Annotated in this window: 23 protein-coding genes; 12 read left to right on the top strand and 11 right to left on the bottom strand. The window is 72.6% G+C overall.

From position 1 onward, the window contains the following. Positions 1–6: 6 nt before the first annotated feature. Both ACZ4TG_RS31895 and dnaK read right to left on the bottom strand, forming a co-directional pair. Positions 7–615 carry a nucleotide exchange factor GrpE gene (locus tag ACZ4TG_RS31895; protein ID WP_468169568.1) on the bottom strand — a complete coding sequence of 203 codons (609 nt, stop codon included), beginning with the start codon at positions 613–615 and terminating at the stop codon, positions 7–9. A gap of 8 nt (positions 616–623) precedes the next feature. Continuing rightward, entirely contained in the window at positions 624–2,525 is a 1,902-nt protein-coding gene (gene dnaK / locus ACZ4TG_RS31890) for a molecular chaperone DnaK (RefSeq protein WP_468169565.1), read from the bottom strand. Between the two features lie 661 nt (positions 2,526–3,186). Between dnaK and ACZ4TG_RS31885 the strand changes: the two genes are divergently transcribed. Next, positions 3,187–4,815, top strand: a complete 1,629-nt coding sequence (locus ACZ4TG_RS31885; RefSeq protein WP_468169562.1) for a PucR family transcriptional regulator — start codon at positions 3,187–3,189, stop codon at positions 4,813–4,815. Here ACZ4TG_RS31885 and ACZ4TG_RS31880 read toward each other — a convergent pair. Continuing rightward, positions 4,698–5,693 carry a PP2C family protein-serine/threonine phosphatase gene (locus ACZ4TG_RS31880; protein ID WP_468169559.1) on the bottom strand — a complete coding sequence of 332 codons (996 nt, stop codon included), beginning with the start codon at positions 5,691–5,693 and terminating at the stop codon, positions 4,698–4,700. The genes ACZ4TG_RS31885 and ACZ4TG_RS31880 overlap by 118 nt on opposite strands. Positions 5,694–6,033: 340 nt before the next feature. Here ACZ4TG_RS31880 and ACZ4TG_RS31875 point away from each other — a divergent pair, with 340 nt between their 5' ends. Together ACZ4TG_RS31875 and ACZ4TG_RS31870 are read left to right on the top strand one after the other, a co-directional pair. Beyond that, positions 6,034–8,091, top strand: a complete 2,058-nt coding sequence (locus ACZ4TG_RS31875; protein WP_468169556.1) for a galactose-binding domain-containing protein — start codon at positions 6,034–6,036, stop codon at positions 8,089–8,091. Between the two features lie 112 nt (positions 8,092–8,203). Continuing rightward, positions 8,204–8,809: a TetR/AcrR family transcriptional regulator gene (locus ACZ4TG_RS31870; protein WP_468169553.1), complete on the top strand. Its 606-nt coding sequence runs from the start codon at positions 8,204–8,206 to the stop codon at positions 8,807–8,809. A 47-nt stretch (positions 8,810–8,856) separates the two neighbouring features. On the opposite strand, the gene ACZ4TG_RS31865 is transcribed toward ACZ4TG_RS31870, so the two are convergent. Further along, a complete protein-coding gene (locus ACZ4TG_RS31865) occupies positions 8,857–10,134 on the bottom strand; it encodes a helix-turn-helix domain-containing protein (RefSeq protein ID WP_468169550.1) in 1,278 nt (425 codons plus the stop codon). Between the two features lie 182 nt (positions 10,135–10,316). Here ACZ4TG_RS31865 and ACZ4TG_RS31860 point away from each other — a divergent pair, with 182 nt between their 5' ends. Further along, positions 10,317–10,499 carry a hypothetical protein gene (locus tag ACZ4TG_RS31860; protein WP_468169547.1) on the top strand — a complete coding sequence of 61 codons (183 nt, stop codon included), beginning with the start codon at positions 10,317–10,319 and terminating at the stop codon, positions 10,497–10,499. Between the two features lie 181 nt (positions 10,500–10,680). Here ACZ4TG_RS31860 and ACZ4TG_RS31855 read toward each other — a convergent pair whose 3' ends face one another. Further along, positions 10,681–11,148, bottom strand: a complete 468-nt coding sequence (locus ACZ4TG_RS31855) for an SAM-dependent methyltransferase (protein WP_468169544.1) — start codon at positions 11,146–11,148, stop codon at positions 10,681–10,683. A 22-nt stretch (positions 11,149–11,170) separates the two neighbouring features. Then, on the bottom strand, positions 11,171–11,968 hold the full coding sequence (locus ACZ4TG_RS31850) for a hypothetical protein (RefSeq protein ID WP_468169541.1): 798 nt from the start codon (positions 11,966–11,968) through the stop codon (positions 11,171–11,173). A gap of 142 nt (positions 11,969–12,110) precedes the next feature. Here ACZ4TG_RS31850 and ACZ4TG_RS31845 point away from each other — a divergent pair, with 142 nt between their 5' ends. After that, positions 12,111–13,025 (top strand): oxygenase MpaB family protein, encoded by a 915-nt coding sequence (locus ACZ4TG_RS31845; RefSeq protein WP_468169538.1) that lies wholly within the window; start codon positions 12,111–12,113, stop codon positions 13,023–13,025. 54 nt (positions 13,026–13,079) lie between these two features. Here ACZ4TG_RS31845 and ACZ4TG_RS31840 read toward each other — a convergent pair whose 3' ends face one another. Then, positions 13,080–13,679, bottom strand: coding sequence for a class I SAM-dependent methyltransferase (locus ACZ4TG_RS31840; RefSeq protein WP_468169536.1), 600 nt, complete (start codon positions 13,677–13,679; stop codon positions 13,080–13,082). Positions 13,680–13,839: 160 nt separating this feature from the next. Here ACZ4TG_RS31840 and ACZ4TG_RS31835 point away from each other — a divergent pair, with 160 nt between their 5' ends. The 5 genes from ACZ4TG_RS31835 (at position 13,840) to ACZ4TG_RS31815 (ending at position 18,914) form a co-directional block, all read left to right on the top strand. After that, positions 13,840–14,622, top strand: coding sequence for an MHYT domain-containing protein (locus tag ACZ4TG_RS31835; protein WP_468169533.1), 783 nt, complete (start codon positions 13,840–13,842; stop codon positions 14,620–14,622). Between the two features lie 170 nt (positions 14,623–14,792). Beyond that, positions 14,793–17,423: a sensor histidine kinase gene (locus ACZ4TG_RS31830; RefSeq protein ID WP_468169530.1), complete on the top strand. Its 2,631-nt coding sequence runs from the start codon at positions 14,793–14,795 to the stop codon at positions 17,421–17,423. Further along, positions 17,423–17,866 carry a roadblock/LC7 domain-containing protein gene (locus ACZ4TG_RS31825; RefSeq protein ID WP_468169527.1) on the top strand — a complete coding sequence of 148 codons (444 nt, stop codon included), beginning with the start codon at positions 17,423–17,425 and terminating at the stop codon, positions 17,864–17,866. Before ACZ4TG_RS31830 ends, ACZ4TG_RS31825 begins: the two co-directional genes overlap by 1 nt. A 17-nt stretch (positions 17,867–17,883) precedes the next feature. Further along, positions 17,884–18,264, top strand: a complete 381-nt coding sequence (locus tag ACZ4TG_RS31820; protein ID WP_468169524.1) for a DUF742 domain-containing protein — start codon at positions 17,884–17,886, stop codon at positions 18,262–18,264. Next, positions 18,264–18,914 (top strand): GTP-binding protein, encoded by a 651-nt coding sequence (locus ACZ4TG_RS31815; RefSeq protein WP_468169521.1) that lies wholly within the window; start codon positions 18,264–18,266, stop codon positions 18,912–18,914. Before ACZ4TG_RS31820 ends, ACZ4TG_RS31815 begins: the two co-directional genes overlap by 1 nt. A gap of 23 nt (positions 18,915–18,937) precedes the next feature. Here ACZ4TG_RS31815 and ACZ4TG_RS31810 read toward each other — a convergent pair whose 3' ends face one another. Then, positions 18,938–19,375, bottom strand: coding sequence for a PPOX class F420-dependent oxidoreductase (locus tag ACZ4TG_RS31810; RefSeq protein ID WP_468169518.1), 438 nt, complete (start codon positions 19,373–19,375; stop codon positions 18,938–18,940). A 105-nt stretch (positions 19,376–19,480) separates the two neighbouring features. Here ACZ4TG_RS31810 and ACZ4TG_RS31805 point away from each other — a divergent pair, with 105 nt between their 5' ends. Together ACZ4TG_RS31805 and ACZ4TG_RS31800 are read left to right on the top strand one after the other, a co-directional pair. Beyond that, a complete protein-coding gene (locus ACZ4TG_RS31805) occupies positions 19,481–19,879 on the top strand; it encodes a roadblock/LC7 domain-containing protein (protein ID WP_468169516.1) in 399 nt (132 codons plus the stop codon). Positions 19,880–20,043: 164 nt separating this feature from the next. Continuing rightward, complete coding sequence (locus ACZ4TG_RS31800; RefSeq protein WP_468169513.1) at positions 20,044–20,934, top strand: DUF6397 family protein; 891 nt, start codon at positions 20,044–20,046, stop codon at positions 20,932–20,934. Here the strand turns inward: ACZ4TG_RS31800 and ACZ4TG_RS31795 are convergent. The 3 genes from ACZ4TG_RS31795 to ACZ4TG_RS31785 form a co-directional block, all read right to left on the bottom strand. After that, positions 20,898–21,299 carry a YchJ family protein gene (locus tag ACZ4TG_RS31795; RefSeq protein WP_468169510.1) on the bottom strand — a complete coding sequence of 134 codons (402 nt, stop codon included), beginning with the start codon at positions 21,297–21,299 and terminating at the stop codon, positions 20,898–20,900. The two genes, ACZ4TG_RS31800 and ACZ4TG_RS31795, sit on opposite strands and share 37 nt — an antisense overlap. A 32-nt stretch (positions 21,300–21,331) precedes the next feature. Then, positions 21,332–22,234, bottom strand: coding sequence for an acyl-CoA thioesterase (locus ACZ4TG_RS31790; protein WP_468169507.1), 903 nt, complete (start codon positions 22,232–22,234; stop codon positions 21,332–21,334). An 88-nt stretch (positions 22,235–22,322) separates the two neighbouring features. Beyond that, positions 22,323–24,845, bottom strand: a complete 2,523-nt coding sequence (locus ACZ4TG_RS31785; RefSeq protein WP_468169504.1) for a DEAD/DEAH box helicase — start codon at positions 24,843–24,845, stop codon at positions 22,323–22,325. Between the last annotated feature and the right edge of the window lie 93 nt (positions 24,846–24,938).

Genomic DNA, 24,938 nt, shown 5'->3' with positions numbered 1-24,938 from the left:
GACCGGTCACTCCCGCTTCGCGACGGTTACGGCGGCGGGCCTGAGCTGCCGCTCGCCGTCCCCGTAGCCGGGGCGCAGTACCTCGACGACCGTGCCCGGTGGGGCGTCGGGGTCCTGGACGACGCCGACCACCTCGTGCCTGGCCGGGTCGAAGGGGACCCCGGTCTCCGCGTGCCGCGGGTAGCCGAGCAGTTCGAGGACGTTCACCGCTTGGTCGCGTACGGCCCGGATGCCCTCCACGATCGCGCCCGGATCGGCGCCCGCGTGGGTCAGGGCGAGTTCGAGGTTGTCGAGGACGGGCAGGAAGGCGGCCGCCGTGCGGCCCCGCTCCACCGCCCGTTCGCGCTCCAGTTCCCTGGCGTGACGCTTGCGAAGGTTGTCGAGGTCGGCGAGTGCGCGCCGCCAACGGTCCTCCAGTTCCTGGATCGCGGTCGTGTACTCGTCCTCGGCAGGCGCGGGGCCGGCGGCATCGGGTCCCGGTTCGCCGTTCGCCGCTCCGGGCCGGGGCGGGCCCGGTTGGGGCAGATCCCCGCGCGGAGGGCGTCCGGCGCCTTCCGGGACCGGTTCGACCGGCTCCGACGCGGCCCGGTCGGGTTCCTGGGGGTAGGTGGGCATGGCGCGCCTCAGCCCTTGTCGAACTCGGCGTCGATGACATCATCGTCACCGCCACTGCCGCTCGTGGGACCGCCGGTGGCGGCGTCCTGGCCGGGACCTCCGCCCGTAGCGGCGGCGCCCTGATGGGCCGCCAGCCCGGCGAGCACCTGCTGGAGTTCGGAGGTCAGGGGCCGCACGCGCTCCACGCCCGCCTCTTCCTGGACCGCCGCCCGGGCGTCGGACACGAGCATCTCGCCGCGTGCCTTCTCGTGCGCGGGCGCTGCGTCGCCCAGTTCGGCGAGACGCTTCTCGACCTGGTACGCGATGGCGTCGAGTTCGTTGCGGGCGTCGACGGCCTCGCGGAGTGCCTTGTCCTGGCCCTGGTTGCTCTCGGCCTCCTGGACCATGCGTTCGACCTCACTGCGGTCCAGATTGGAGCTCTCGCTGATGGTGATGCCCTGTTCCTTGCCGGTGTCCCGGTCACGGGCCTTGACGTCGAGGATGCCGTTGGCGTCGATGTCGAAGGTGACCTCGATCTGTGCTTCGCCCCGCGGCGCCGGCCGGATGTCGGTGAGCTGGAACCGGCCCAGCACCCGGTTGTCGGCGGCCCGCTCGCGTTCGCCCTGGAGGACCACCACGTCGACGGCCGGCTGGTTGTCCTCGGCGGTGGAGAAGGTCTCGCTGCGGCGCACCGGAATGGTGGTGTTTCGCTCGATGATCTTCGTCATCACTCCGCCGCGTGTCTCCACGCCCAGCGACAAGGGGGTGACGTCGAGCAGCAGGACGTCCTTGACCTCGCCCTTGAGCACCCCTGCCTGGATCGCGGCACCCAGGGCCACGACCTCATCGGGGTTGACGCTCATATTGGGTTCCTTGCCGCCGGTCAGCCGGCGGACCAGGGCCTGGACAGCTGGGATGCGGGTGGATCCGCCGACGAGGATGACCTCGTCGATGTCGCTCTCGCCGACCTTGGCGTCGGCGATGGCCTGCTCGACCGGCCCCAGACAGCGCTCCACCAGGTCGCCGGTGATCTGCTCGAACGTGGACCGCATGATCGAGTCGGTCAGGTGCTTGGGCCCGGAGGCGTCGGCGGTGATGAACGGCAGGCTGACCTGCGTCTGCGTCACCGAACTCAGCTCGGTCTTGGCCTTCTCCGCCGCCTCGAACAATCGTTGCAGCGCCTGCGCGTCCTTGCGCAGGTCGATGCCGTTCTCCTTCTGGAAGTCGTCCGCGAGGTGATCCACCAGGCGCCGGTCGAAGTCGTCGCCGCCCAGGTGGCTGTCGCCGGCGGTGGAGCGCACCTCCACCACGCCGTCGCCGACGTCGAGGATGCTCACGTCGAAGGTGCCGCCGCCCAGGTCGAAGACGAGGACGGTCTCGTGCTCCTTCTTGTCCACGCCGTACGCGAGGGCGGCCGCCGTCGGCTCGTTGATGATCCGCAGCACTTCCAGTCCCGCGATCCGTCCGGCGTCCTTGGTGGCGGTGCGCTGGGCGTCGTTGAAGTAAGCGGGCACCGTGATGACCGCCTCCGTGACCCGCTCCCCGAGCTGCTTGGAGGCGTCGTCGGCGAGTTTGCGCAGCACCTGCGCGCTGATCTCCTCAGGTGCGTACAGCTTGTCGCGCACCTTGAAGCGGGCCGCCCCGCCGTCGCCCTCGACGACGTCGTACGCCACCGCCCTGGCCTCGTCGGAGATCTCGTCGAAATGCCGGCCGATGAACCGCTTGGCCGAGTAGATGGTGCCCTTGGGATTGAGGATCGCCTGGCGCCGGGCCAGCTGGCCCACCAGACGTTCCCCGGTGTCGGTGAAGGCCACCACGGACGGTGTCGTGCGGTTGCCCTCGCTGTTGGGCACGACGGACGGCTCTCCGCCCTCCCACACGGCGATCACCGAGTTGGTGGTGCCCAGGTCGATGCCCACTGCCTTGGCCATGAGGAACTCCTCCCGGTACGGCGCCTGCGCCGACTGTCCGGATCACGTTCGTTCAGGTACGGGCGGGACCTCCGCCCGTGGTCTGCAGCCCGCCGATCAGCCCTGCGGCCTCGTTCGAAGATCAGCCCGTACAGGACGAGGAGCAGGGCGGAGACGACGGGATGGGTGGCCAACGGCGCGTGCGGCTTCCCGGTACGTCTTGTACGAGGCAACCGGCCTGCGGAGCTGCTCGGTCACCGCCCGGCCCTTCCCGCCGGTGCGCGCGGACGGTTTCGAACATTTCCCAGGGTGGCGGGCCGAGTGGCTCCACGCCTGCGCCTGGCGAGTCAGAAGCGCACGGGTCCGGTCGCCCCACGAGTACGAGGGGAAGAATCCGGACATCTCGTATGAGCCGGCCCGAGCAGGCACCACCGCTCGCCTGTAGGCTCGAAGAGAACGGAGTGATCCCATGGCCAGCAGCCGGGCGCACCACCTGTACCGCCGCCGCTGCGACCGGGAGAGCAGCCTTCCGCGGGGCAGCGGCGGTCGGCGCCCCATGGCCGCGCGGAGAGGGTCTCTCGGGTCCCTCCCACCCCGCGGCAGCGGGCGGCACCCCACGGCCGCGCGGCGAGGGCCCCGCCCACCCGCTCCAACCCCGGCCGACCGTGTCCCGCACGAACTGATGGTGCTGTCCAGCGCCCTGTTCGACACCCTGGACGAAGGCGAGATCCTGAGCCTGGCCATGGACCACATAGCCGCCGCGGGGCCATACAGCGCCGAGGCCGGATACCTCGAGGTCGACGGCGACCTGGTCCCAGGCCCGAGGAACGGGCAGGTCCATGCCTTGGCCATGGACCGGAGGGTGCGGGAGCTGGCCGGGGAGGACGGCCCTGTGACCGTGCCCGGCCGGCCCTGGGGCCGGGCCGTGGGGCTACGCGGGCTTGAAGGACTCCACGGCTACCTCGTGGTGACGTCCCGCTCCCGGCCCACCGAGGCCGAGCGCTCCCTGCTCGCCACGCTCGTCCGGCACACCGCCGCTGCGCTGTCGGTCGCCTTCGCTCACCGCCGCCAACGCGAGGACGCGCTGGAGCTGCACCGGCTGAGGGAGGAGCGGACAGCCCTCCAGGGTCGGCTGATCTCCGTCGTGGCCGAGCTGGGGTACCAGCGGGCCGTTCACGCGCTCATGGCCGACGTCGCCGCCTCGGGCGGCGGCGAGGAAGCCCTCACCCGCGCATTGCACGGGCTCACCGGACTCCCCGCGCTGGCCGAGGACCGCTTCGGTCGGCTGAGGTCCTGGACCGGTCCCGATCGCCCCGACCCCTATCCCGAGCCGGACCCCGTGCGCCAGGACGAAATGCTGTACGCCGTCGCCCGTCAGGGCGGGCCGGTGCGGGTGAAGGACCGGCTGATCACCCTGGTCCGCCCGCACGGCGAGATCCTGGGCGTGCTGGCCCTGGTCGACGTCCGCCGCGAGGCCGACGAGCACACCCTGCGCGCGCTGGAGGACGCCGCCGCGTCGCTCGCCCCGGAGCTGGCGCACCTGCGCAGTCTGGCCGAAGTGGAGTCGAGGCTGCACCGCGAGCTGGCCGACGACCTCCTGGCAGGGACGGACGAGGCGAGCGCCTACGCCCGGTCCGAGGCAGTCGGACACGACCTGCACCGCCGCCACTACGTCGTCGCGGTGCAGTGGTCGAACCGGACCGCGGACGGTTCCTTCGCACAGACCGTGGGCCGGGCGGCCTCTGCCGTGGGCATGCACTCGCTGCTGACCCGGCGTTCCGACCACGTGGTCCTGGTCGCCGACGAGAGGCCGCACGCCCGCGCGCTGTACGAGGCGCTCGCGCGGGAGACCGGGACACGGTCCGGGACCATCGGGGTGAGCTCCCCTTGCGACTCCCTGGACGACATCCCCCACCGCTACGAGGAGGCGCAGCGCGCCCTGGAAGTGCGCCGCCACTCCCGCGAGCACTACGGCACGACGTTCTTCGACGAGCTGGGCCTCTACCGCATCCTGGGACCCGGCAACGATTACCGGGAACTGGAGACGTTCGTCCACGAGTGGCTCGGGCGGCTGATCGACTACGACTCCCGGCACCACACGGCGATGGTGGAGACCCTGTCCCAGTACTTCGACTGCGGCGGCAACTACGACGAGACCGCCGAATCCCTCGCGATCCACCGCAGCACGCTGCGCTACCGGCTCCAGCGCATCCGCGACATCAGCGGCAACGACCTCGCGAACGTCGAGGACCGGCTCAACCTCCAGGTCGCGACCCGAGTGTGGAAGATCGTGCTGGGCGAACACGGCTGATGCCCCGCAAACGCGCCGACGCGGGCGAGGGGGGCCAGCGCCGGCGGGCCCTCCAGCATGCGCACCTCGCCGCGGGAGATCAGCACCGGCTCGACGTGCCCGTGGTTGGCCAACGTCACCCGGTGCGCCAGGCTGTCGTACTCGATGAGCAGGGCCGTCGCGAACAGTTCCTCGTCCGGGATCTCCTCGGCCTCCCGGGTCAGCCGCCGCTCCAGCCTGGCGGCGAGGGCGGTCAGGTCCTGCGCCTCGTACGCGGCTTCGCGGAAGCTTCCGAGGATCGCCGCGACCGTACGGACCGCCTGGAGCCCCTTGCCGCGTACGTCGCCGATGATGGCGCGCTCCCCGGCATGGGTGGCGCGGATGTCGAAGAGGTCGCCGCCCACCATGGTCCCGGCCTCGCTCGGCCGGTACAGGCTGGCCGCCAGCACGTGTCCGACCTGGTGCGGCACCGGGCGCAGCAGGGCCCGCATGAGGGCCTCGGCGACCGAGTTGGCGTGGACGAGGTGGCGTTCCTGGCGGCTGCGGTGCGCGGCGAGCGCGGTCGAGAGGACGCCGACGACCAGCGTGGCGATGTCGGCGGTGACGTGGTGGTTCTCCCCCAGGTGGTGGGAGATCGCGGCGAGGACAACCTCCAGGAGGATCGCGAGCACGGTGAGCGCGGCCACGACGACCGGGCCGAAGGCGTAGGCGGCGATGGGGGGCAGGGCGATGAGGAAGAAGCTCACCGCCCATTCCTCCTGGAGGGTGACCTCCAGGAGGAGGACGAAGGCCACGTAGACGAACGGCAACCACCGCATCCACGCCGGCGGCGCGGCCTGCCGGAAGCCGTCCTGGTCCGTGGCGACCTCCAGGGGCCCGTCCGGGCGGCCGTGCCTCACCGCCCGACCCCGGGCGCCGTCCGCGGCGCCACCCATCGACGGGACCTGTCCACACGGGCCTCCTGACTCGACCGTGACCGACCGTCACAGCGTGAGGAGGAGGCCGGGCCCGAACCCTCGATTACGCCGAACGCGGCATGTTGCCGCCGACGCCGGGGGACGAGTCTGCGTGACGATCCATCAGGTCATCTGTCCCGGACTCTTGACTCCGGTTGCCGCAGTCGCGATTCTCGAGGCATTGATTGCGCGGGACATGACAATCGGCGATCGGGTCATGCCCCGGCCGTCCGCGTCCTCGACCGCGCCCTCCGCCGACCGACCGTGGACGTGAGTGGTGGCCATGACTCGACCCCTGCACAGCAGACGCAAACCGATCGCGGTTCTGTCACTGCTCCTCGCCATGCTGGCCATGGCACTCGGCCCCACCCCGGGCGCCGCGGCCGATTCCGGCTGGTGGAACCCCACCGCGCGCCCCGCGCCCGACTCCGAGATCAACGTCACCGGTGAGCCCTTCAAGGGGACCGACGCCCAGGGCAACGTACGGGGCTTCGTCGACGCGCACGACCACCTGATGTCGAACGAGGGCTTCGGCGGACGGCTCATCTGCGGCAAACCCTTCTCCGAGCTCGGGGTCGCGGACGCGCTCAAGGACTGCCCCGAGCACTATCCCGACGGCACGCTCGCCATCTTCGACTTCATCACCAAGGGCGGCGACGGCAAGCACGACCCGAACGGCTGGCCCACCTTCAAGGACTGGCCCGCCCACGACTCGCTGACCCACCAGCAGAACTACTACGCCTGGGTCGAGCGTGCCTGGCGCGGCGGCCAGCGGGTCCTCGTCAACGACCTCGTCACCAACGGCGTGATCTGCTCGGTCTACTTCTTCAAGGACCGCGGCTGCGACGAGATGACCGCGATCCGCCTGGAAGCGCAGAAGACCTACGACATGCAGGCCTTCATCGACAAGATGTACGGCGGACCCGGAAAGGGCTGGTTCCGGATCGTCACCGACTCCGCCCAGGCCCGCGAGGTCGTCCAGCAGGGCAAGCTCGCCGTCGTCCTGGGCGTCGAGACGTCCGAGCCCTTCGGCTGCAAGCAGATCCTGGACATCTCCCAGTGCAGCAAGGAGGACATCGACCGGGGCCTCGACGAGCTGCACAAGCTCGGCGTGCGCAGCATGTTCCTCTGCCACAAGTTCGACAACGCCCTCTGCGGGGTCCGCTTCGACCAGGGCGCCCTGGGAACGGCGATCAACGTCGGCCAGTTCCTGTCGACCGGCACCTTCTGGAAGACCGAGGAGTGCGCCGGCCCGCAGCACGACAACCCCATCGGCCTCGCACCCGCCGCCGCGGCGGAGAAGCAGCTTCCGGCGGGCGTGACCGTTCCCGCCTACGCCGCCGGGGCGCAGTGCAACACCCGCGGTCTCACGGACCTCGGCGAGTACGCGGTGCGCGGCATGATGAAACGCAAGATGATGCTCGAGGTCGACCACATGAGCGTCAAGGCCGCCGGCCGGGCCTTCGACATCCTGGAGACCGAGTCGTACCCCGGCGTGATCTCCTCGCACAGCTGGATGGACCTCGACTGGACCGAGCGGCTCTACAAGCTCGGCGGGTTCGTCGCCCAGTACATGGGCGGCGCCGAGGGATTCAGCGCCGAGGCGAAGCGCACCGACGCGCTGCGCGACAAGTACGGCGTGGGCTACGGCTACGGCACCGACATGAACGGCGTCGGCGGCTGGCCCGGCCCGCGCGGCGCCGACACCCCCAACCCGGTGCGCTACCCGTTCCGCAGCACCGACGGCGGCTCCGTCATCGACAAGCAGACCACGGGCCAACGCACCTGGGACCTCAACACGGACGGTGCCTCGCACTACGGCATGGTCCCGGACTGGATCGAGGACATCCGCAACGTCGGCGGGCAGGGGGTCGTGGACGACCTCTTCCGCGGCGCCGAGTCCTACCTGCGCACCTGGGGCGCCTCCGAGCGGCACAAGGCGGGAGTGAACCTCGCCTCGGGAGCGTCCGCCTCGGCCAGCGCCTCCGAGTGGAACCCCTTCACCAGCTACGCCCCCGACCGGGCCGTGGACGGCAACCGGGGCACCCGCTGGGCCAGCGACTGGAAGGACGACCAGTGGCTCCAGCTCGACCTGGGGTCCGCGGGCCTGGTCCGGCGCGTCACCCTCGACTGGGAGCGCGCGTACGGCAGGGCGTACCGCATCGAGGTGTCCACGGACGGTACGAACTGGCAGACGGCGTGGTCCACTTCCACGGGTGACGGCGGGCTGGACACGGCCCGGTTCACCGGGGTCACGGCCCGTTACGTGCGCATCCACGGGCAGGGACGCGGCACCCAGTGGGGTTACTCCCTCCACGAAGTGGGCGTCTACAGCAGCTGACGGACCTCACCGGCGAGGTCCGGCGGCCGGGGCGGCCGGGTCGGGTTCCCGATCCGGCCGCCCCGGCCTTCCGCGCTCCGCCGGGGCGCGGAGGAACGAAGGGAGCGCACCCATGGCCCGGATGCCCTTGGCCGACCGGCGGCGGCAGCTGACCGAGGCGGCGATCCGCGCGATGACCCGCGACGGCGTCTCCAGGACGACCACCCGGTCGATCGCCGCCGAGGCGGGCGTGTCGCTGAGCGTCTTCCACTACTGCTTCGACTCCAAGCAGGCGCTGCTGGAGTCCGTCATCGAGACCATCACCGACCACTGCGTCTCGGTCGTGAAGGAGGCGATCCGGCCCAGGGCCACCCTCCGGGAGACCGTCCGGGCCGGCTTCCAGGCCTACTGGGACCACGTGGCGGCCAGCCCCGGGGAGCACATGCTCACGTACGAACTCACCCAGTACGCCCTGCGCCAGCCCGGGTTCGAGCACCTCGCGCGGCGCCAGTACGAGCTCTACTCCGAGACCTACCGCGGGCTCATCGAACAGCTCCGCCGGACGACGGCCTTCGAGCTGAGCGTTCCCGACCCCGTCCTGGCCCGTTATCTGGCGGCCATGACGGACGGTGTGACCCTGAACTACCTCGTCCTCGGCAACGACCGGGCCGCGGCCGAGATCCTCGACATGATCACCGATCACGTGGCCGGGCTCGTCCGGGAGGAGAGCCCCGTCTGAGACGCCCCGTCGAGGTGGTCCGTACGCGGTGCGCGGCCGCCCCGCGCCTACCGCGCGGCCAGTTCGCGGTCGAGGGAGCGTACGCGGGCCAGCGCGGCGGGCCGACCCTCCGCAGGCAGGGCGTCGGCCAGCGCCCGCCACACCGCCGGGTCGTCCGCACCCCACGGGCTGCACACCCAGTCGCTGAGCAGCCCCGCGTCCGCCCGGGCGATCACCGCGGCCCGGGCCTGGTCCTCGATCCGCCGGCGCAGCCGGGCCACCCCGGGCGCCGTGGAGGCGGGCAGCAGCGGGCCCGGGTACCGGGTCAGGGCGGCCGAGACCGCCCCAGCCGCCAGATGCCGGGTCACGGCGGTGAAATCGGCCTCCAGCGGGGCGGCCGTCCGGTAGGGGCGCGACAGCAGCCCTCCCGCCCCCAGCAGCCCGCGCAGCCGGGAGATCTCCGCGCGCAGGGTCACCGCGGACACCGTCTCGTCCTCGTACAGGGCGATCGCCAGCTCCTCGCCCGAAAGCCCCTCCGGGTGGTGTGCGAGCAGCGCCATGATCTCGCTGTGCCGCCTGCCGAGCGGGATCTCCCGGCCGCCGCTCACCAGCAGCGCCTCGTCGCGGCCGAGCGCGGTGAGGGTGTCCGGGCCGGTGTCGGGGCCGCCGGCGGCGGGCGGCGGGTGCGGGCCCATCAGGGACAGCCGGGCCTCGGCCGCCCGGGCGACGGCCTGGACGAAGGCCAGCGAATGCGGGTGGGCCAGCCCGTCGCCGCCGGTGATGTCCACCGCGCCGAGCAGCTGCCCGGTGCGCGGATCGCGGACGGGGGCGGCTGCGCAGGTCCACGGGTGCACGCGGCGGCTGAAGTGCTCCGCTCCGAAGACCTGGACGGGTTTGCCGACCGCGACCGCCGTGCCGGGCGCGTTGGTCCCCATGGCCGTCTCCGCCCAGCGCGTGCCCGGCACGAAGCCGAGCCGCTCGGCCCGCCGCAGGGTGGCCGGTTCGCCCTCCACCCAGAGCAGGCTGCCCCGCGCGTCGCACACCGCCAGCAGGTGCGCCCCGTGCGCCGCGAAGGCCCCCACGAGGTCCCGGAACACCGGCAGCACCCGGGCCAGCGGATGCTGCTCCCGGTAGGACCGCAGCTCGGCCTCCGGCAGCTCCACCCGCGGCGCGCACTCCGGGCTGAGCCGCGCCCGGGCGCACCGCCGCCAGGACCTCGCGATCACCGCCCGGACCGGGGCCTCGACCCGCCCGTCCCGGGTGAAGGCGTCATGGGCCCGGCGCAGTACGCGCGTGCGCTCGGCGGGATCGGCCCCGCCCGGCAGCGCCACCGACGGATCGCCCATGTCACCCTCCCGTGGTGCCGCGGTACCCGGAGCGCCCCCATCGTCGTACCGGCCGGGCGGCCCGACAAGCGGTACGTCGGCCACGCCCGCGACCGGACCCGGCCGGGGGAGCGGCGGGGAACGAGTGGCCGGGGCGGCGCGTTGAAGGGGGTAGTGGCCGACGCAGGAGGAGGTGTCCGCAGATGTCCACAGGCGGAAAGGTCGCGGTTGCCGGAGTGGTGGCGGCCATCGTGCTGTTCGCCACGGTCGGGTTCTGGGCGGGACTCCTGGTCCTGATCGGAGTGCCGACCATCGCGTACTTCATGCTGGACCCGTCCCAGCGGCGTCGGCTGCGGGGTGCGTCCAGAAAGCAGATCGGCCGCTGACGGCGGCAGTGGTACAGGGGGATTTCCATGGACACCGCACAGGTGGCGGCGGTCAGCAGCAGCCTCCCGCCGCTCCCGCACACCGCGCTCGACAGGGTCTGACCCGGGGCGACCGCCGCTGCCCGGGCTCGCCAGCTCCCGTCGCTCCCGCGCCGTGGGTCGGCCCGGCCACGGCGTCGGCTCAGTAGTAGTCCCGCATCAGGGCCGTCGCCCATCGCGGCTGGTGCTGCTCCCCGCGCGGGCCGAACTCCGCCAGGTACGGCTTGAGGTCGAGCACCGGGGTGCCGTCCACCGCGTCCAGGCCCTCCACCCGCACGTCCAGCCCGTCCACGCCCAGGATCCGGCAGCGCGAGACGCCGATCCGGTTCGGCCGGTTCTTGCCGCGCTGGGCGAAGATGCCGACCAGCGGCCAGTCCGGGTTGCCCCGGGGGCGCCGTGCGCCGGTCTCGATCTGCTCCACCGGCACCCGGTCGAAGTGGTAGACCACCTCCAGGTGCGAGAAGTCCGCCAGCCCGTAGAGGGCCTCCGGGCCGAACCGCGCGGCGTCCAGCCGGATCACCGCCGTCTCGCGCCCCCAGTCGTCGTCCGCCACCTCCGCGCGACCGCCCACGACCACGCCCACCGGCTCCGATTCCACCGCGGCAACCACTTCGGCACACTCCCTCGTGTGTTCAGGCCGGCCGTACCGCGACGCGGTCCAGCGCCGCCAGCAGTTCCGGCAGTACAGGCAGTTCGGGCCGGTCCGGATCCCCGCCGCGCGGGACCGCGAGGACCTCGCCCGGCTCGTCGTCCAGCAGGACGAAGGCCGCGCCGTCGGTGCGGCCGACCAGCGACCAGCCCGGTCCGTCGGCCCGGAGCGTCCGTGCGCCCTCGGCGGCGAAGGAGGACCGCACGCGGCCGGGCGGCGGCGGCTTCTCGGTGTAGCCCACCGCTTCCGCGAGCGCCCGCGCCAGGCCGGGGTGCGCGGCGGCCGCCGCCCCGCCGTCCGTGGCGACGCGCTCCGCCCAGTCCGTCCACTCCCGGGCGATCTGATCGGCGCCCATCCGCCGCTGCACCGGCCCCCAGGCGTCGGCCGACGGAGGCGCCAGCGGGACCCGTCCGGTGCCGTCCGCGCCCTGCTCGGGGTCGTGGGGCTCCGGGATGCCCGAGGTGGACACCGTCAGCTCCAGCGGCCAGCCCGCCAGCGACACCACGATCGTCCGCTCGTCGGGGGACAGGTCGTACTCCATGCCGCAGTCCCAGGAGGCGATGGCGGCGGCCACGAGCGAGACGTCGTCCACGACGACCGTCCAGCGCGCCCCCTCCTCGTCCTGCCCCAGCACCAGCCCGTACCCGTCCGGGACCGGCTCCACGCCCAGCAGGGCGCAGGCCTCCGGGAAGTCGTCGCCCAGGACGCCCGGGAACTGCGTGGGGGTCAGCAGTACGGCGGTGAGCACGTACAGCGAGCCCCCGTCATCCTCTTCGGACACGTGGCCTCCTCCCGTTCCGGTCGCTCTGTCGTCGGCGCACCTTAACCAGCGGGTAACTCGTCCGTCGAGGGCCCGCGGGCGTCGATTTCCAAGCCCGCTACCTGCACGTAGAGTTGGGCACCCGCCACAGAAAGGGACCCCGGTGCAGCGTTACGACCGGCTGAGGGAGATCCTCCGGCTCGATCCCGACAAGGATTTCCTCGCCATCTACCGGCTCACCGCCACCTACGAGTTTCCCTGGGACTTCACCCGCGCCCTGGAACTCGCGCTCTTCCGGACCTATGCGGTCCCCTCCATCGGCCGCCTGCTCGCCGAGACCGCCGAGTTCACCGACCGCGCGCAGAAGCGCTACGACGACACCGCGCTGCTGCTCGACGCGGTCGTGGAGCACGGCTTCGACAGCGACACCGCGCGCACCGCGATCCGCCGCGTCAACCAGATGCACCGCAGCTACGACATCTCGAACGAGGACATGCGCTACGTCCTGTGCACGTTCGTGGTGATTCCGGCGCGCTGGCTGGACGCTTACGGCTGGCGCCCGATGACCCACCACGAGCGCCGGGCCGCCGCGAACTACTACGCCACCCTCGGCCGTCACATGGGCATCACGGACATCCCGGGCTCCTTCGAGGAGTTCGAGGCCACCCTGAACGCCTACGAAGAGGCGCATTTCGGCTGGGACGAGGGCGGGCGCAAGGTGGCCGACGCCACCCTCGACCTGATGGCCTCCTGGTACCCGGCGCCGCTGGCCCCCGCCGTGCGCGGCGCCGGCATCGCGCTGCTCGACGAACCGCTGCTGAGGGCCTTCCGGTACGGGACCCCGCGGCCCGGGGTGCGCCGGCTGGTCCAGGGGGCACTGCGGCTGCGCGGCCGGGCGGTGCGGCTGTTGCCGCCGCGCGGGACCCCGCACTACGCCCGCCAGAACCCGGAGGTCAAGGGCTATCCGGACGGCTACGACGTGGGGGAGCTCGGCACCTTCCCGGTGCCCGGTCTGGGCGGCTGCCCCGTGCCGCATCCACGCCGGCCCGCCGGAGCCGAGGCCCAGCCGCCCGCGTAGCCCCCGAGTGCTCCGGGGCCCCGGCGCGCGGGCCGACGTACGAAAGGAAGGCGGTCAGGGGCGGCGCTCGGCGAGTACCAGGTAGCGGTGGTCCTCGTCGGCGTACGAGGTCATGTCCCAGCCCGAAGCGGACAGCAGCGGGCCGATGTTGTGCTCGGCCCGCAGGTCGTCCGGGGTCAGCTCGCGGCCGTGGCGCGCGGCGAGGGCGGCTCGCCCGATCGGGTGGAAGAGCGCGAGGGAGCCGCCGGGGCGGACCACGCGGGCGAGCTCGCGCAGGTTCGACTCCGGGTCGGGCAGGTGCGCGATCAGCCCCGCCGCGAACACCGCGTCCAGCGCGGCGTCGCGCAGCGGCAGCCGGGCCACGTCCGCGAGCAGCAGCAGGCCCTCGGCGTCCCGGCCGGCCTCGCGCGCGGCGGCGAGCATCCGGGGGGTGAGGTCGACGCCGAGCACCGTTCCGGACGGCCCGACGGCCGCCCGCAGCGCGGGCAGGGCGCGGCCGGTGCCGCAGCCGGCGTCGAGGACCCGGTCCCCGGGCCGCAGCCCGAACTCGGCCACGGCGGTCGCGAAGGCGGGTCCGTCCGCCGGGAACTTGCGGTCCCAGTCGGCGGCGCGCGCACCGAAGAACTCCTGCACGTGTGTGTGGTCTTCGCTCATGCGCCCATGATCCCCCACGGGCCCGCCCGTGCGGTGCGTGCGCAAGGTGGCACGTGGGGTGATCGAACGTGAACGTATCTCTGTCATATTCCAGCAGTTCCAGCGGCTTTCGAAATGCGCCCCTTGTTCGCGCCCTCACCCGGACTAGCGTCCGTTGGCCATGGGACACCTGGACCACGCCGCCTATGGCTGGCTGACACCCGCGCTGTCATACGTGATGGCATCGATCGGCGCCGCCCTCGGGCTGCGCTGCACCGTCCGCGCGCTCGCCGCGACCGGATCCGCACGCCGCAACTGGCTCCTCACGGCCGCCTCCGCCATCGGCACCGGCATCTGGACGATGCACTTCGTCGCGATGCTCGGCTTCGACGTCACCGGCACCGAGATCCACTACAACGTCCCGCTGACGATCCTCAGCCTGCTCGTCGCCATGCTCGTCGTCGGCGCCGGGGTCTTCGCCGTCGGCTACGGCAAGGACCGCGGCCGCTCCCTCGTCCTCGGCGGACTGACCACCGGCCTCGGCGTCGCGAGCATGCACTACCTCGGGATGGCGGCCCTGCGGCTGCACGGCGAGGTCTCGTACAAGCCCCTCACCGTCGGGCTCTCCGTCGCCATCGCGGTCGTCGCCGCCACCGCCGCGCTGTGGGCCGCGCTCAACATCAAGTCGCCGGCGGCCGTGGCCGTCGCCTCGCTCGTGATGGGCGCCGCCGTCAGCAGCATGCACTACACCGGGATGATGGCCGTCGCCGTCCGCGTCACCCCCTCGGACACGGCGCTGAGCGGCGTCACCGCCATGCAGTTCATCTTCCCGCTCGCCGTCGGGCTCGGCTCCTACCTGTTCATCACCTCCGCGTTCGTGGCGCTGTCCCCGACCGCCGACGAGCGGGCCGCCTCGGCGTCCGCCCGGAACCTGGGGGAGGGCGGCGCCGCGCCGGCGCACTGAGCCGCCCGGCGGCGTGCGCGCGTACGCCGCCGGGCTCCGGCCCCCCGGAGGCCGGCGACCGGAGCCCCCGCCGCCCGGCTGTGGCAGCCCCCGCCCGGCAGTGGCAGCCCCCGGCCCCTTCATCCACCCTTCACCCCCCCTACGCCCGTAACGCCCGGAACGAGGAGCCCATGCGCACACCCCGCAGAAAACCGGAAGCGGCGGCGCCGCGACTGCCCGCGCCCCCGGCACGCGGCCGCCGGGCGCATGCCGGGCCGCCCGCCGAGGAACCCGCAGCGGGAGAGCCCCCACGCCCCGCCGCCCCGGTGACCGCCGGGGCCGGGCCCAGGATCCGGCTGCGCCCCAGGACCGTCCGCGCCAAGATCGTCTCTCTGCTGATGGTGCCGGTGGTCTCGCTGCTCGCCCTGTGGGCCTTCGCGACGGTGAGCACCGCCCAGGACATCGCCCGGCTCAGCCGCGTCCAGCGCGTCGACCGTGAGATACGCACCCCCGTCTCCGCCGCCGTCACCGAGCTCCAGGCGGAACGCCGCGCCGCCGTGCGCTTCCTGGCCGACCCCACCGCCGCCGAGCAGGGCGCGGCCTTGGAACAGCAGGCCGAGCGCACCGTAGCCGCCGTGCGGCGGCTACGGCTCGGCGACCGGAACACCGTCGCGGACTCCGGCGACTACCGCTCCGACGTGGTGGTCCGGCTCGGCGACTTCGTGGCCGCCGCCGAGGGGCTCGACTCCGCGCGCAAGGACATCACCGGCCGGCGGGCCACACCCGACGCCGCGTACGAGACCTACACCCGCGTCGTCGACTCCGCCCTCGCCGTCGCCGGCTCCCTGTCCGGCGGCCGGGACGCCGAACTCGGGCCGGACGCCCGGGTCCTGCTGGAGTTCGGCCGGGCCGGGGAGCTGCTGTCCCGGGAGGACGCGCTGCTCGCCGTGCCGGGGCCGCGCAACGCCGACGCGATGCGCCGTCTGACCGGCGCCGTCGAGACCCGGCGCGCGCTGACCGCTGCCGCGGCCCGGGACCTGCCGCCCGCGGGGCGGGGAGCCTGGGAGTCGGTGTCCAAGAGCGCCGCGTACGCCGAACTCACCGCCGCCGAGGACAGGGCGCTGGCCAGCGGCGCGGGTGCGGCGGCTCCGGGTGGCGCTGCGTCGGGTGGCTCTGGGGCGGGCGGGTCCGCGGCGGGCGGGTCCGCGACGGGTGCCGGTCTCGGCAAGGCCGCCGGGTGGGACGCCGCGTACGGCAGCGTCAGCGGTTCGATGCGGGACATCGAGGCCGCCGCGCACGCCGAAGCCGCCGACCGCGCCGACCCGCTCACCCAAGGGGCCCTGAGCGGGGCCGGCGCCGCCGTGCTGCTCGGGCTGGCCGCCGTCGCCGCCTCCCTCGTCATCTCCGTACGCATCGGCCGCGCCCTGGTCGTGGAGCTGGTCGCGCTGCGCAACACCGCCCTGGAGATCGCCCGGCGCAAGCTCCCGCAGGCCATGGACAGGCTGCGGGCCGGGCAGGACATCGACGTGGAGGCCGAGGCCCCGGCCGGGCCGTCCGCCGACGACGAGATCACCCAGGTGGGTGAGGCACTGTCCACCGTGCACCGGGCCGCCCTCAGCGCCGCCGTCGAGCGCGCCGAACTCGCCAGCGGGGTGAGCGGCGTGTTCGTCAACCTCGCCCGCCGCAGCCAGGTCCTGGTGCACAAGCAGCTGACCCTGCTCGACTCGATGGAACGGCGCTCCGACGACCCGAACGAACTGGGCGACCTGTTCCGCCTCGACCACCTCACCACCCGGATGCGCCGGCACGCGGAAAGCCTGATCATCCTGTCGGGAGCCGCGCCGGGCCGCGCCTGGCGCATGCCGGTACCGCTGACGACCGTCGTACGCGCCGCCGTCTCCGAGATCGAGGACTACCCGCGCGTCGAGGTCCGCCAGCTCGCGGAGGCCGCCGTCGTCGGCGGGGCGGTGGCCGACCTCACCCACCTGCTGGCCGAACTCATCGAGAACGCCGCCCAGTTCTCCCCACCGCACACCAAGGTCCGGGTCAGCGGCGAGCCCGTCGGTGCCGGATACGTCCTGGAGGTCGAGGACCGCGGACTCGGCATGGGCCGCGAAGCCCTGCACGAGGCCAACCGCCGCATCGAGCAGTCCGAGGCCCTCGACCTCTTCGACAGCGACCGCCTCGGCCTCTTCGTGGTCAGCCGCCTCTCGGCCCGCCACGGGGTGCGGGTGCACCTGCGCACCTCGCCGTACGGGGGCACCACCGCGGTGGTGCTGCTGCCGAACTCTCTCCTCCAGGGGGCGATCCCGGCCGGCCCGTCGGCCGCTCCTGCCCCGGCCGAGGGGAGCGGGCCGGAGCCGGCCCCGCGGTCCGCCGCCGTGAGCGCCGTACGGGAGGGCGCGCCGGCCGCCGGGGCGCGGGAGCAGGCCACGACGCCGGCCCGGCCGGACCCCGTACGGGAGCCCGCGCCCGGCATCGCCGCCGCGGATCGGGCCCCCGAACCGGCGGAGCCGCCGCACTCCGCCCCGGTCGCGCCGCTCCGGCCGCGCGGCCCCGGCGGCACGGTCACCCGTACGCAGGCCCCCGCGGCGGCGGCCGCCTCGGTGACCGAACTGCCGCGCCGGGTGCGCCAGGCCAGCCTGGTCCCGCAGCTGCGCGAGGCCCCCGCCCCCAAGGCCCCGACCGGTGTGCGCCCGCCCGAGGACCCGCCGGGCCGCAGCCCCGAACAGGCCAGGGACCGGATGGCGGCCTACCGGGCCGGCTGGGCCAGAGGCGCCCAGGAGAACTCCCCCCACGCAGGCAGCGAAGGAGAAGTGTGATGATCGAGCACCAGAGAACCGATCTTGACGGAGTCCGCAGGTCCGGCGAGCTGGACTGGCTGCTGGACGACCTGGTGGTGCGGGTCCGCGAGGTCCGGCACGTGGTGGTCCTGTCCAACGACGGCCTGGCCGTGGGCTCTTCCAGCCAGCTCAGCCGGGAGGACGCCGAGCACCTGGCCGCCGTGGCATCGGGCTTCCACAGCCTGGCCAAGGGCGCGGGCCGGCACTTCCACGCCGGGGGCGTGCGCCAGACGATGGTGGAGATGGACGAAGGGTTCCTCTTCGTGGCTGCCGCCGGGGACGGCTCCTGCCTGGCCGTGCTCAGCTCCGCCAGCGCCGACATCGGCCTGATCGCCTACGAGATGGCCCGGCTGGTGAAGCGGGTTGGCGAGCACCTCTACACACCGCCGCGGTTCGCCGGGCGCCCGCCGGCCGCGGGCTGAGGGCGGCGGTCCGGATCATGAACGGCCAGTGGTACGACGCCGAGGCGGGGCCGCTCGTCCGCCCGTACGCGATGACCGGCGGACGCACGAAGCCGGGGCCGCACGGGGTCCGGTTCGACCTGATCGCGCTGGTCGTGGTGGACCCGGCAGGCGCCGACGCGGCGGCCGAGTCCCTGCTGGGGCCCGAACACCGGTCGCTGCTGGGCCTGTGCCGCGACGAGACCCAGTCGGTGGCGGAACTCGCGGCCGACGCGGACCTGCCGGTGGGCGTGGTGCGGGTACTGCTGGGCGACCTGCTGGAGGCCGGGCACGTCAAGGTGAGCCGCCCGGTACCGCCCGCCCAGCTGCCGGACGAGCGGATTCTGCGTGAAGTCATCGAAGGATTGCGAGCGCTGTGATGGGACTGCACGACAACGGGCCCGGCGGGTCCGCTCCGGAAGGCGAGAACGAGGAGGAGGAGCTGGCGGCGCTCGCGCTGAAGATCCTCGTGGCGGGGGGCTTCGGGGTCGGCAAGACCACGCTGGTGGGCGCGGTCAGCGAGATCCGGCCGCTGCGGACGGAAGAACTGCTCAGCCAGGCGGGCGAACTCGTCGACGACACGGGTGGGGTCGACCAGAAGACCACGACGACCGTGGCCATGGACTTCGGGCGGATCACCATCCGGTCCGGGCTGTCCCTGTATCTGTTCGGGACGCCGGGGCAGGACCGGTTCTGGTTCCTCTGGGACGAGCTGTCCCAGGGTGCGCTGGGGGCGGTGGTGCTCGCCGACACGCGGCGGCTGGAGGACTGCTTTCCGGCGGTGGACTACTTCGAGCACCGGCGGATCCCCTTCGTGGTGGCGGTCAACTGCTTCTCGGAAGCCCGGCGTTACGGGGCGAACGAGGTGGCGCGGGCGCTGGACCTGGACCAGGGGACACCGGTGGTGCTGTGCGATGCCAGGGACCGGGACTCGGGGAAGGAAGTGCTGATCAGGCTGGTCGAGTACGCCGGGCGGGTGCACACCGCCCGGCTGCTCGACTCGGTCGGACCGCAGACGGGTTCGGGGTGAGGGGTGACGGGGGTCGCGGGTAGTCAGTCCGTGACGCCCGCCACCGAGATCACCTTGTCGATGGGGACCCGGACGAGGAGTTCGCCGTCCACGCCGTTGCGGCGGCCGAAGGCCTCGGCCTGCTCCTCGCCCATGTAGCGGGCACCGATGCGCGTCGCCCAGGCGACCAGCTCGTGCTCGTTCCCGGCGAACTCGATGATCTCGGCCCGGCCTTGGAGGACGACGTACGAGAACGGAGGCCGTTCGTCGTCCACGCAGAGGGCGACCCGGCCGTCGCGGGCCAGATTCCGTCCCTTGACGGTGTCCCGGCCCGTGTTGAACACGAACGAGTCACCGTCGAGAACGAACCAGATGGGAGCGATGTGCGGGCTTCCGTCCGCGCGGACGGTGGAGAGCTTTCCGGTGCGGGTGGAATGCGAGACGAACGCCCGCCATTCCTCTTGAGTCATCTTCTTCGTCATGGGGCCATCCTCCTTGCCGGAAAGCAGCTGGTGGGGAAGGCTTGCGGCACGACCGAGCGGGGTGGGACGCGGCCACGTCGGACGCGTCGACGGGGAGGGACGGAAATGGCACTGGACAAGCAGCTCGACTGGCTGCTCGACGACCTGACGCGCAGGGTTCAGCAGGTCCGGCACGCGGTGGTGCTGTCGAACGACGGGCTGGTGACGGGGGCGAGCGCCGGGCTGGCCCGGGAGGACGCGGAGCATCTAGCGGCGGTGGCCGCCGGTTTGCAGAGCCTGGCCAAGGGCTCCGGGCGGCACTTCCGGGCCGGTGAGGTGCGGCAGACGATGGTCGAGTACGACGAGGGGTTCCTGTTCGTCGTGGCGGCGGGCTCGGGAAGTTGCCTGTGCGCGCTGAGTGCCGCCGAGGCGGACATCGTGCAGGTCGCGTACGAGATGACGCTGATGGTGAACCGGGTCGGCGAGCACCTGGGGGTCGCGGAACGGCGGATCACCGGGGGGTGAGGGCGTAGCCCTGGCATAGCCCGGGCGCCGACCGGGCCTGGGCCGGGCGCCGCCGCCGGCCGCGGCGGGGCGGATCCGGAGTTGTCCACAGGCCTCGCGCGGTGTCATTGCGCTCGGTTACGGTCTTTACACAGAGTGATCGCCACTCGTGGAGGAGGACCGTGATGAAGGTTGATGCGCAGGCCTGCGCCGTATTGGACGTGCGGGCCGGGGTGCGGGTCGGGGTGCGGGTCGGGGTGCCGGGGGGTGTACGGGTCGGGGTGCGGGCGGACGTACGGGAAGCCGAGCCGCCGGAGCCGTCGGTCGGTGGTCTGCGGGCCGCGGGGGAATTAGGGCTGCGGCGGGGCGAGTTGGCCCGGGCCGTGCAGTTGGGGCTGGTGCGCGCGGGACCCCGGGCGCCGGGCGGGGCCGCGCGTTTCACCCGGGCCGAGCTGGAGCGGGTGCGGGCCGCCGAGGGCTTCCCGGAAGCGCTGCTCCAGCGGATCGAGACCGTGGCCGGAGCGGATGCCGGGGCCGAGGTGCTCGGAGTGGGGCCGAGCCGGTTCACCCGGCTCGCGCGCTGCGGGCGTGTCACCCCGGTCGGCTACCGGATCAACCGCTACCGGGCCGTCGTATGGCTCTACCTGGCCGCCGAGCTACGGGAGTTCGCGGCCCGGGAGGCGGGGATGCTGAGCGGGGCCGCGCCCCCGGAGGACCGGGAGCTGATGGCGGCCAAGGCGGATCTGCGCCCGCGTACCTGGCGGGAGCGGCATGTGGGGCTGCTGCTGAGACAAACCGCCGACCCATGGGAGCGGGCGGCCGTGATCGCCTCCGTCCTCCCGGAGGAGGGGGTGCGGGAGGCCGTGCCCGATCCGGCGGAGCGCATCGTCCTGGCGGCCCTCGCCCCGCCCCCGCCGTTCGGGCACCCGCAGATCCCGGCGGCTGCCGCCGTGGCCGAGCGGCTGCTGCGGGCGGAGTCGCCCGATGAGATCGACTGGTACCGCACGAGTCTGGACTTCGCCCTGACCGGGGCCCGAGGTCAGTCGAAGTCGACCGGGGAGAGGGGGCCGACGTAGACCCAGGCCCCGCCCTCGCGGGAGAAGTCGCTGTGCTCGTGCAGCGACCCGGCGTGCCGGCCCTCGCGGTAGTGCGCCCGGAACTCCACCGAGCCCTCCGTGTCGAACATGCCGCCGCGCTCCGTGGCGAGGATCTCCAGGCGCTCCCAGCGCTGCCCGGGATCCAGTTCGAGCCGGCCCGGGCGGGTCGAGGGGTGCCAGGAACGAAGCAGGTAGGCGGTGTCGCCGACCGCGAAGGCACTGAAGCGGGAGCGCATCAGCAGCTCGGCGGTGGGCGCCTGCCGCGCACCGGAGTGGAAGCGGCCGCAGCACTCCGGGTAGGCGGCGGGCAGCCCGCAGGGGCAGGGGAGGGCCTGGGTGGGCATGGATGCGCTCAGCTCTTCTGGAACGGGTCGGGCTACTGGGGTGACACGGAGGGTTTGGAGGCCTTGTCGGCGTACGGGCGGAAGAGGCCTTCCTGGACCACGGAGACCAGCAGCCTGCCCTCCAGGTCGTAGATCCGGCCACGGGCCAGGCCCCGGCCCCCGTGGGCGATGGGGGACTCCTGGTCGTACAGGAACCACTCGTCGGCCCGGAACGGCCGGTGGAACCACATGGCGTGGTCCAGCGAGGCCATGTCGAACCCGCGCATGCCCCACAGCGGCTCCACGGGGATGCGCACGGCGTCGAGGAGGGTCATGTCACTGGCGTAGGTCAGTGCGCAGGTGTGCACGAGCGGGTCGTCGCCCAGCGGGCCGACCGCCCGCATCCACACCGCGCTGCGCGGGTCGGCGTCCTTGAGCTCCTCGGGAGTCCAGCGGAGCCGGTCCACGTACCGGATGTCGAAGGGCTGGCGGCGGGCCATCCGCTCCAGTGCCTCGGGCAGGGCGCCCAGGTGCTCGCGGATCTCGTCCGCGACCTTCGGGAGCGAGTCCGGGTGAGGGAAGTCGAGGCGAGGGGGCAGCTGGTGCTCGATGCTGCCCTCCTCCGGGTGATGGAAGGAGGCGGTCAGGTTGAAGATGGTCTTGCCCTGCTGGACCGCGGTGACGCGGCGCGTGGTGAAGGAACGCCCGTCGCGCACCCGTTCCACCTGGTACACGATCGGCACCCCGGGGATGCCCGGGCGCAGGAAGTACGCGTGGAGCGAGTGGACCGGGCGGTCGCTCTCGGTGGTGCGGCCCGCGGCCACCAGCGCCTGCCCGGCGACCTGCCCGCCGAAGACGCGCTGGAGGGATTCCTGCGGGCTCGCGCCCCGGAAGATGTTGACCTCGATCTGCTCCAGGTCGAGCAGATCGACGAGTCTCTCGGCGGGGTTCGTCATCAGAGGTTCTCCACTCTGTGGTCCGGCGGGTCCGGCGGCGCCGGCGGCTGGTGGCCGGGGGTCCCCCCGGACCGGGTCTGGGACAGGGTCAGAGCTGACCGAGCTCGCCGACCGAGGTGACCCGGATGACCGCCCGGCCCTCCTCGTCGGACGCGGCGAGGTCGACCTCGCCGCTGATGCCCCAGCCATGATCGCCGTTGGGGTCGGCGAAGGTCTGGCGGACGCGCCACAGGCCGTGCGCCGCGTCCTCCTCGATCTGGAGCAGCTTCGGGCCGCGCGCGTCGGGGCCGGTGCCCAGGTCGTCGTACTCGTCCCAGTAGGCGTCCAGGGCCTCGCCCCAGGCGTCGGCGTCCCAGCCGGACTCCCCGTCGAGCTCGCCGAGCACGTTGACGTGGTCCAGGGCCGCCAGCTCGACCCGGCGGAACATGGCGTTGCGGACCAGGACGCGGAAGGCGCGGGCGTTCGCGGTGACCGGCTTGACCTGGTCGGCCTTCTCCTGGGCCTGTTCCGCCGTCTCCACCTCCGGGTTCGCCAGCTGCTCCCACTCGTCGAGCAGGCTGGAGTCCACCTGGCGGACCAGCTCGCCCAGCCAGGCGATGAGGTCCTGGAGGTCCTCGGACTTGAGGTCGTCCGGGATGGTGTGGTCCAGCGCCTTGTACGCGCTCGCCAGGTAGCGCAGCACGATGCCCTCGGTGCGGGCCAGCTCGTAGAAGGAGGTGAACTCCGTGAAGGTCATCGCCCGCTCGTACATGTCGCGGATGATCGACTTCGGGGAGACGGGGTGGTCGCGCACCCACGGGTGGCTCTTGCTGTACACGTCGTAGGCGTGCAGGAGGAGCTCTTCGAGGGGCTTGGGGTAGGTGATGTCCTGGAGCCGCTCCATCCGCTCCTCGTACTCGATCCCGTCGGCCTTCATCGCGCCCACGGCCATGCCGCGTTCCTTGTTCTGCTGGGCGGCCAGGATCTGGCGCGGGTCGTCCAGCGTGGACTCGACGACCGAGACCATGTCGAGCGCGTAGGAGGGGGACTCCGGATCCAGCAGGTCGAAGGAGGCCAGCGCGAAGGTCGACAGCGGCTGGTTCAGCGCGAAGTCCTGCTGGAGGTCGACGGTCAGACGGATGGTGCGGCCCTCCGCGTCCGGGGTGTCGAGCTTCTCCACGACCCCGCCGTCCAGCAGCGAGCGGTAGATCGCGATGGCCCGGCGGATGTGCCGCAGCTGCGCCTTGCGCGGCTCGTGGTTGTCCTCCAGCAGGTGGCGCATCGCCTTGAACGCGTCGCCGGGCCGGGCGATGACCGAGAGCAGCATGATGTTGGTGACCTTGAAGCGCGAGGTCAGCGCTTCCGGGTCGGCGCCGATCAGCTTCTCGAAGGTGGTGTCCGACCAGGCCACGAAGCCCTCGGGGGCCTTCTTGCGGACCACCTTGCGGCGCTTCTTCGGGTCGTCGCCCGCCTTCGCCAGGGCCTTCTCGTTCTCGATGACGTGCTCGGGCGCCTGCGCGACGACATAGCCCGCCGTGTCGAAGCCGGCCCGTCCGGCACGGCCGGCGATCTGGTGGAACTCGCGGGCGCGCAGCGTCCGGACCCGGTTGCCGTCGTACTTGGTGAGCGCGGTGAACAGCACCGTGCGGATCGGGACGTTGACGCCCACGCCGAGGGTGTCGGTACCGCAGATGACCTTCAGCAGGCCGGCCTGGGCCAGCTTCTCGACCAGCCGCCGGTACTTGGGCAGCATGCCCGCGTGGTGGACGCCGATGCCGTGGCGGACGTAGCGGGAGAGGTTCTGGCCGAACTTCGTGGTGAAGCGGAAGTTGCCGATCAGCTCCGCGATCTTGTCCTTCTCCTCGCGGGTGCACATGTTGATGCTCATCAGCGACTGCGCCCGCTCGACCGCCTGGGCCTGCGTGAAGTGCACGATGTACACCGGGGCCTGCCGGGTCTCCAGCAGCTCGGTGATGGTGTCGGTGATCGGGGTGGTCACGTACTCGTACGACAGCGGGACGGGCCGGGTCGCGGAGCGGACCACCGAGGTGGGGCGGCCGGTGCGCCGGGTCAGGTCCTCCTCGAACCGCTTCATGTCGCCGAGGGTCGCCGACATCAGGACGAACTGCGCCTGCGGCAGCTCCAGCAGCGGGATCTGCCAGGCCCACCCGCGGTCCGGCTCGGCATAGAAATGGAACTCGTCCATCACGACCTGGCCGATATCGGCGTGCTTGCCGTCGCGCAGGGCGATGGAGGCCAGCACCTCGGCGGTGCAGCAGATCACCGGGGCGTCCGCGTTCACGGAGGCGTCACCGGTCAGCATGCCGACGTTCTCGGTGCCGAAGAGCTTGCACAGGTCGAAGAACTTCTCCGACACCAGCGCCTTGATGGGAGCGGTGTAGAAGGTGACCTTGTCCTGGGCCAGCGCGGTGAAGTGCGCGCCCGCCGCGACCAGGCTCTTGCCGGAGCCGGTCGGCGTGGAGAGGATCACGTTCGCGCCGGAGACGACCTCGATCAGTGCCTCCTCCTGCGCCGGGTACAGGGTGATGCCCTGGTCCTCCGCCCACGAGGAGAAAGCCTCGAAGAGGGCATCGGGGTCGGCGTTCGGCGGGAGCTGATCAATGAGGGTCACACCCCCCATCTTGCCTGGCTTCCCGCCGGATGAGAGAACCGGCGGAAGGAATGAAGATCATCGAGGGTACGCTGTGCCGTCGACGAGGCCCGA

This window comes from Streptomyces sp. NPDC028314 (genome assembly GCF_055565795.1).
The sequence above is the reverse complement of the archived record's forward strand: the minus strand, read 5'-3'. Positions and strand labels throughout refer to the sequence as shown.

Excerpts from the sequence above, each read along its gene's own strand:
- ACZ4TG_RS31895 (WP_468169568.1), bottom strand. The coding sequence starts at position 615 with ATGCCCACCTACCCCCAGGAACCCGACCGGGCCGCGTCGGAGCCGGTC.
- dnaK (WP_468169565.1), bottom strand. The coding sequence starts at position 2,525 with ATGGCCAAGGCAGTGGGCATCGACCTGGGCACCACCAACTCGGTGATC.
- ACZ4TG_RS31885 (WP_468169562.1), top strand. The coding sequence starts at position 3,187 with ATGGTGCTGTCCAGCGCCCTGTTCGACACCCTGGACGAAGGCGAGATC.
- ACZ4TG_RS31875 (WP_468169556.1), top strand. The coding sequence starts at position 6,034 with ATGACTCGACCCCTGCACAGCAGACGCAAACCGATCGCGGTTCTGTCA.
- ACZ4TG_RS31870 (WP_468169553.1), top strand. The coding sequence starts at position 8,204 with ATGGCCCGGATGCCCTTGGCCGACCGGCGGCGGCAGCTGACCGAGGCG.
- ACZ4TG_RS31865 (WP_468169550.1), bottom strand. The coding sequence starts at position 10,134 with ATGGGCGATCCGTCGGTGGCGCTGCCGGGCGGGGCCGATCCCGCCGAG.
- ACZ4TG_RS31860 (WP_468169547.1), top strand. The coding sequence starts at position 10,317 with ATGTCCACAGGCGGAAAGGTCGCGGTTGCCGGAGTGGTGGCGGCCATC.
- ACZ4TG_RS31840 (WP_468169536.1), bottom strand. The coding sequence starts at position 13,679 with ATGAGCGAAGACCACACACACGTGCAGGAGTTCTTCGGTGCGCGCGCC.
- ACZ4TG_RS31835 (WP_468169533.1), top strand. The coding sequence starts at position 13,840 with ATGGGACACCTGGACCACGCCGCCTATGGCTGGCTGACACCCGCGCTG.
- ACZ4TG_RS31830 (WP_468169530.1), top strand. The coding sequence starts at position 14,793 with ATGCGCACACCCCGCAGAAAACCGGAAGCGGCGGCGCCGCGACTGCCC.
- ACZ4TG_RS31825 (WP_468169527.1), top strand. The coding sequence starts at position 17,423 with ATGATCGAGCACCAGAGAACCGATCTTGACGGAGTCCGCAGGTCCGGC.
- ACZ4TG_RS31820 (WP_468169524.1), top strand. The coding sequence starts at position 17,884 with ATGAACGGCCAGTGGTACGACGCCGAGGCGGGGCCGCTCGTCCGCCCG.
- ACZ4TG_RS31815 (WP_468169521.1), top strand. The coding sequence starts at position 18,264 with ATGGGACTGCACGACAACGGGCCCGGCGGGTCCGCTCCGGAAGGCGAG.
- ACZ4TG_RS31810 (WP_468169518.1), bottom strand. The coding sequence starts at position 19,375 with ATGACGAAGAAGATGACTCAAGAGGAATGGCGGGCGTTCGTCTCGCAT.
- ACZ4TG_RS31805 (WP_468169516.1), top strand. The coding sequence starts at position 19,481 with ATGGCACTGGACAAGCAGCTCGACTGGCTGCTCGACGACCTGACGCGC.
- ACZ4TG_RS31800 (WP_468169513.1), top strand. The coding sequence starts at position 20,044 with ATGAAGGTTGATGCGCAGGCCTGCGCCGTATTGGACGTGCGGGCCGGG.
- ACZ4TG_RS31795 (WP_468169510.1), bottom strand. The coding sequence starts at position 21,299 with ATGCCCACCCAGGCCCTCCCCTGCCCCTGCGGGCTGCCCGCCGCCTAC.
- ACZ4TG_RS31790 (WP_468169507.1), bottom strand. The coding sequence starts at position 22,234 with ATGACGAACCCCGCCGAGAGACTCGTCGATCTGCTCGACCTGGAGCAG.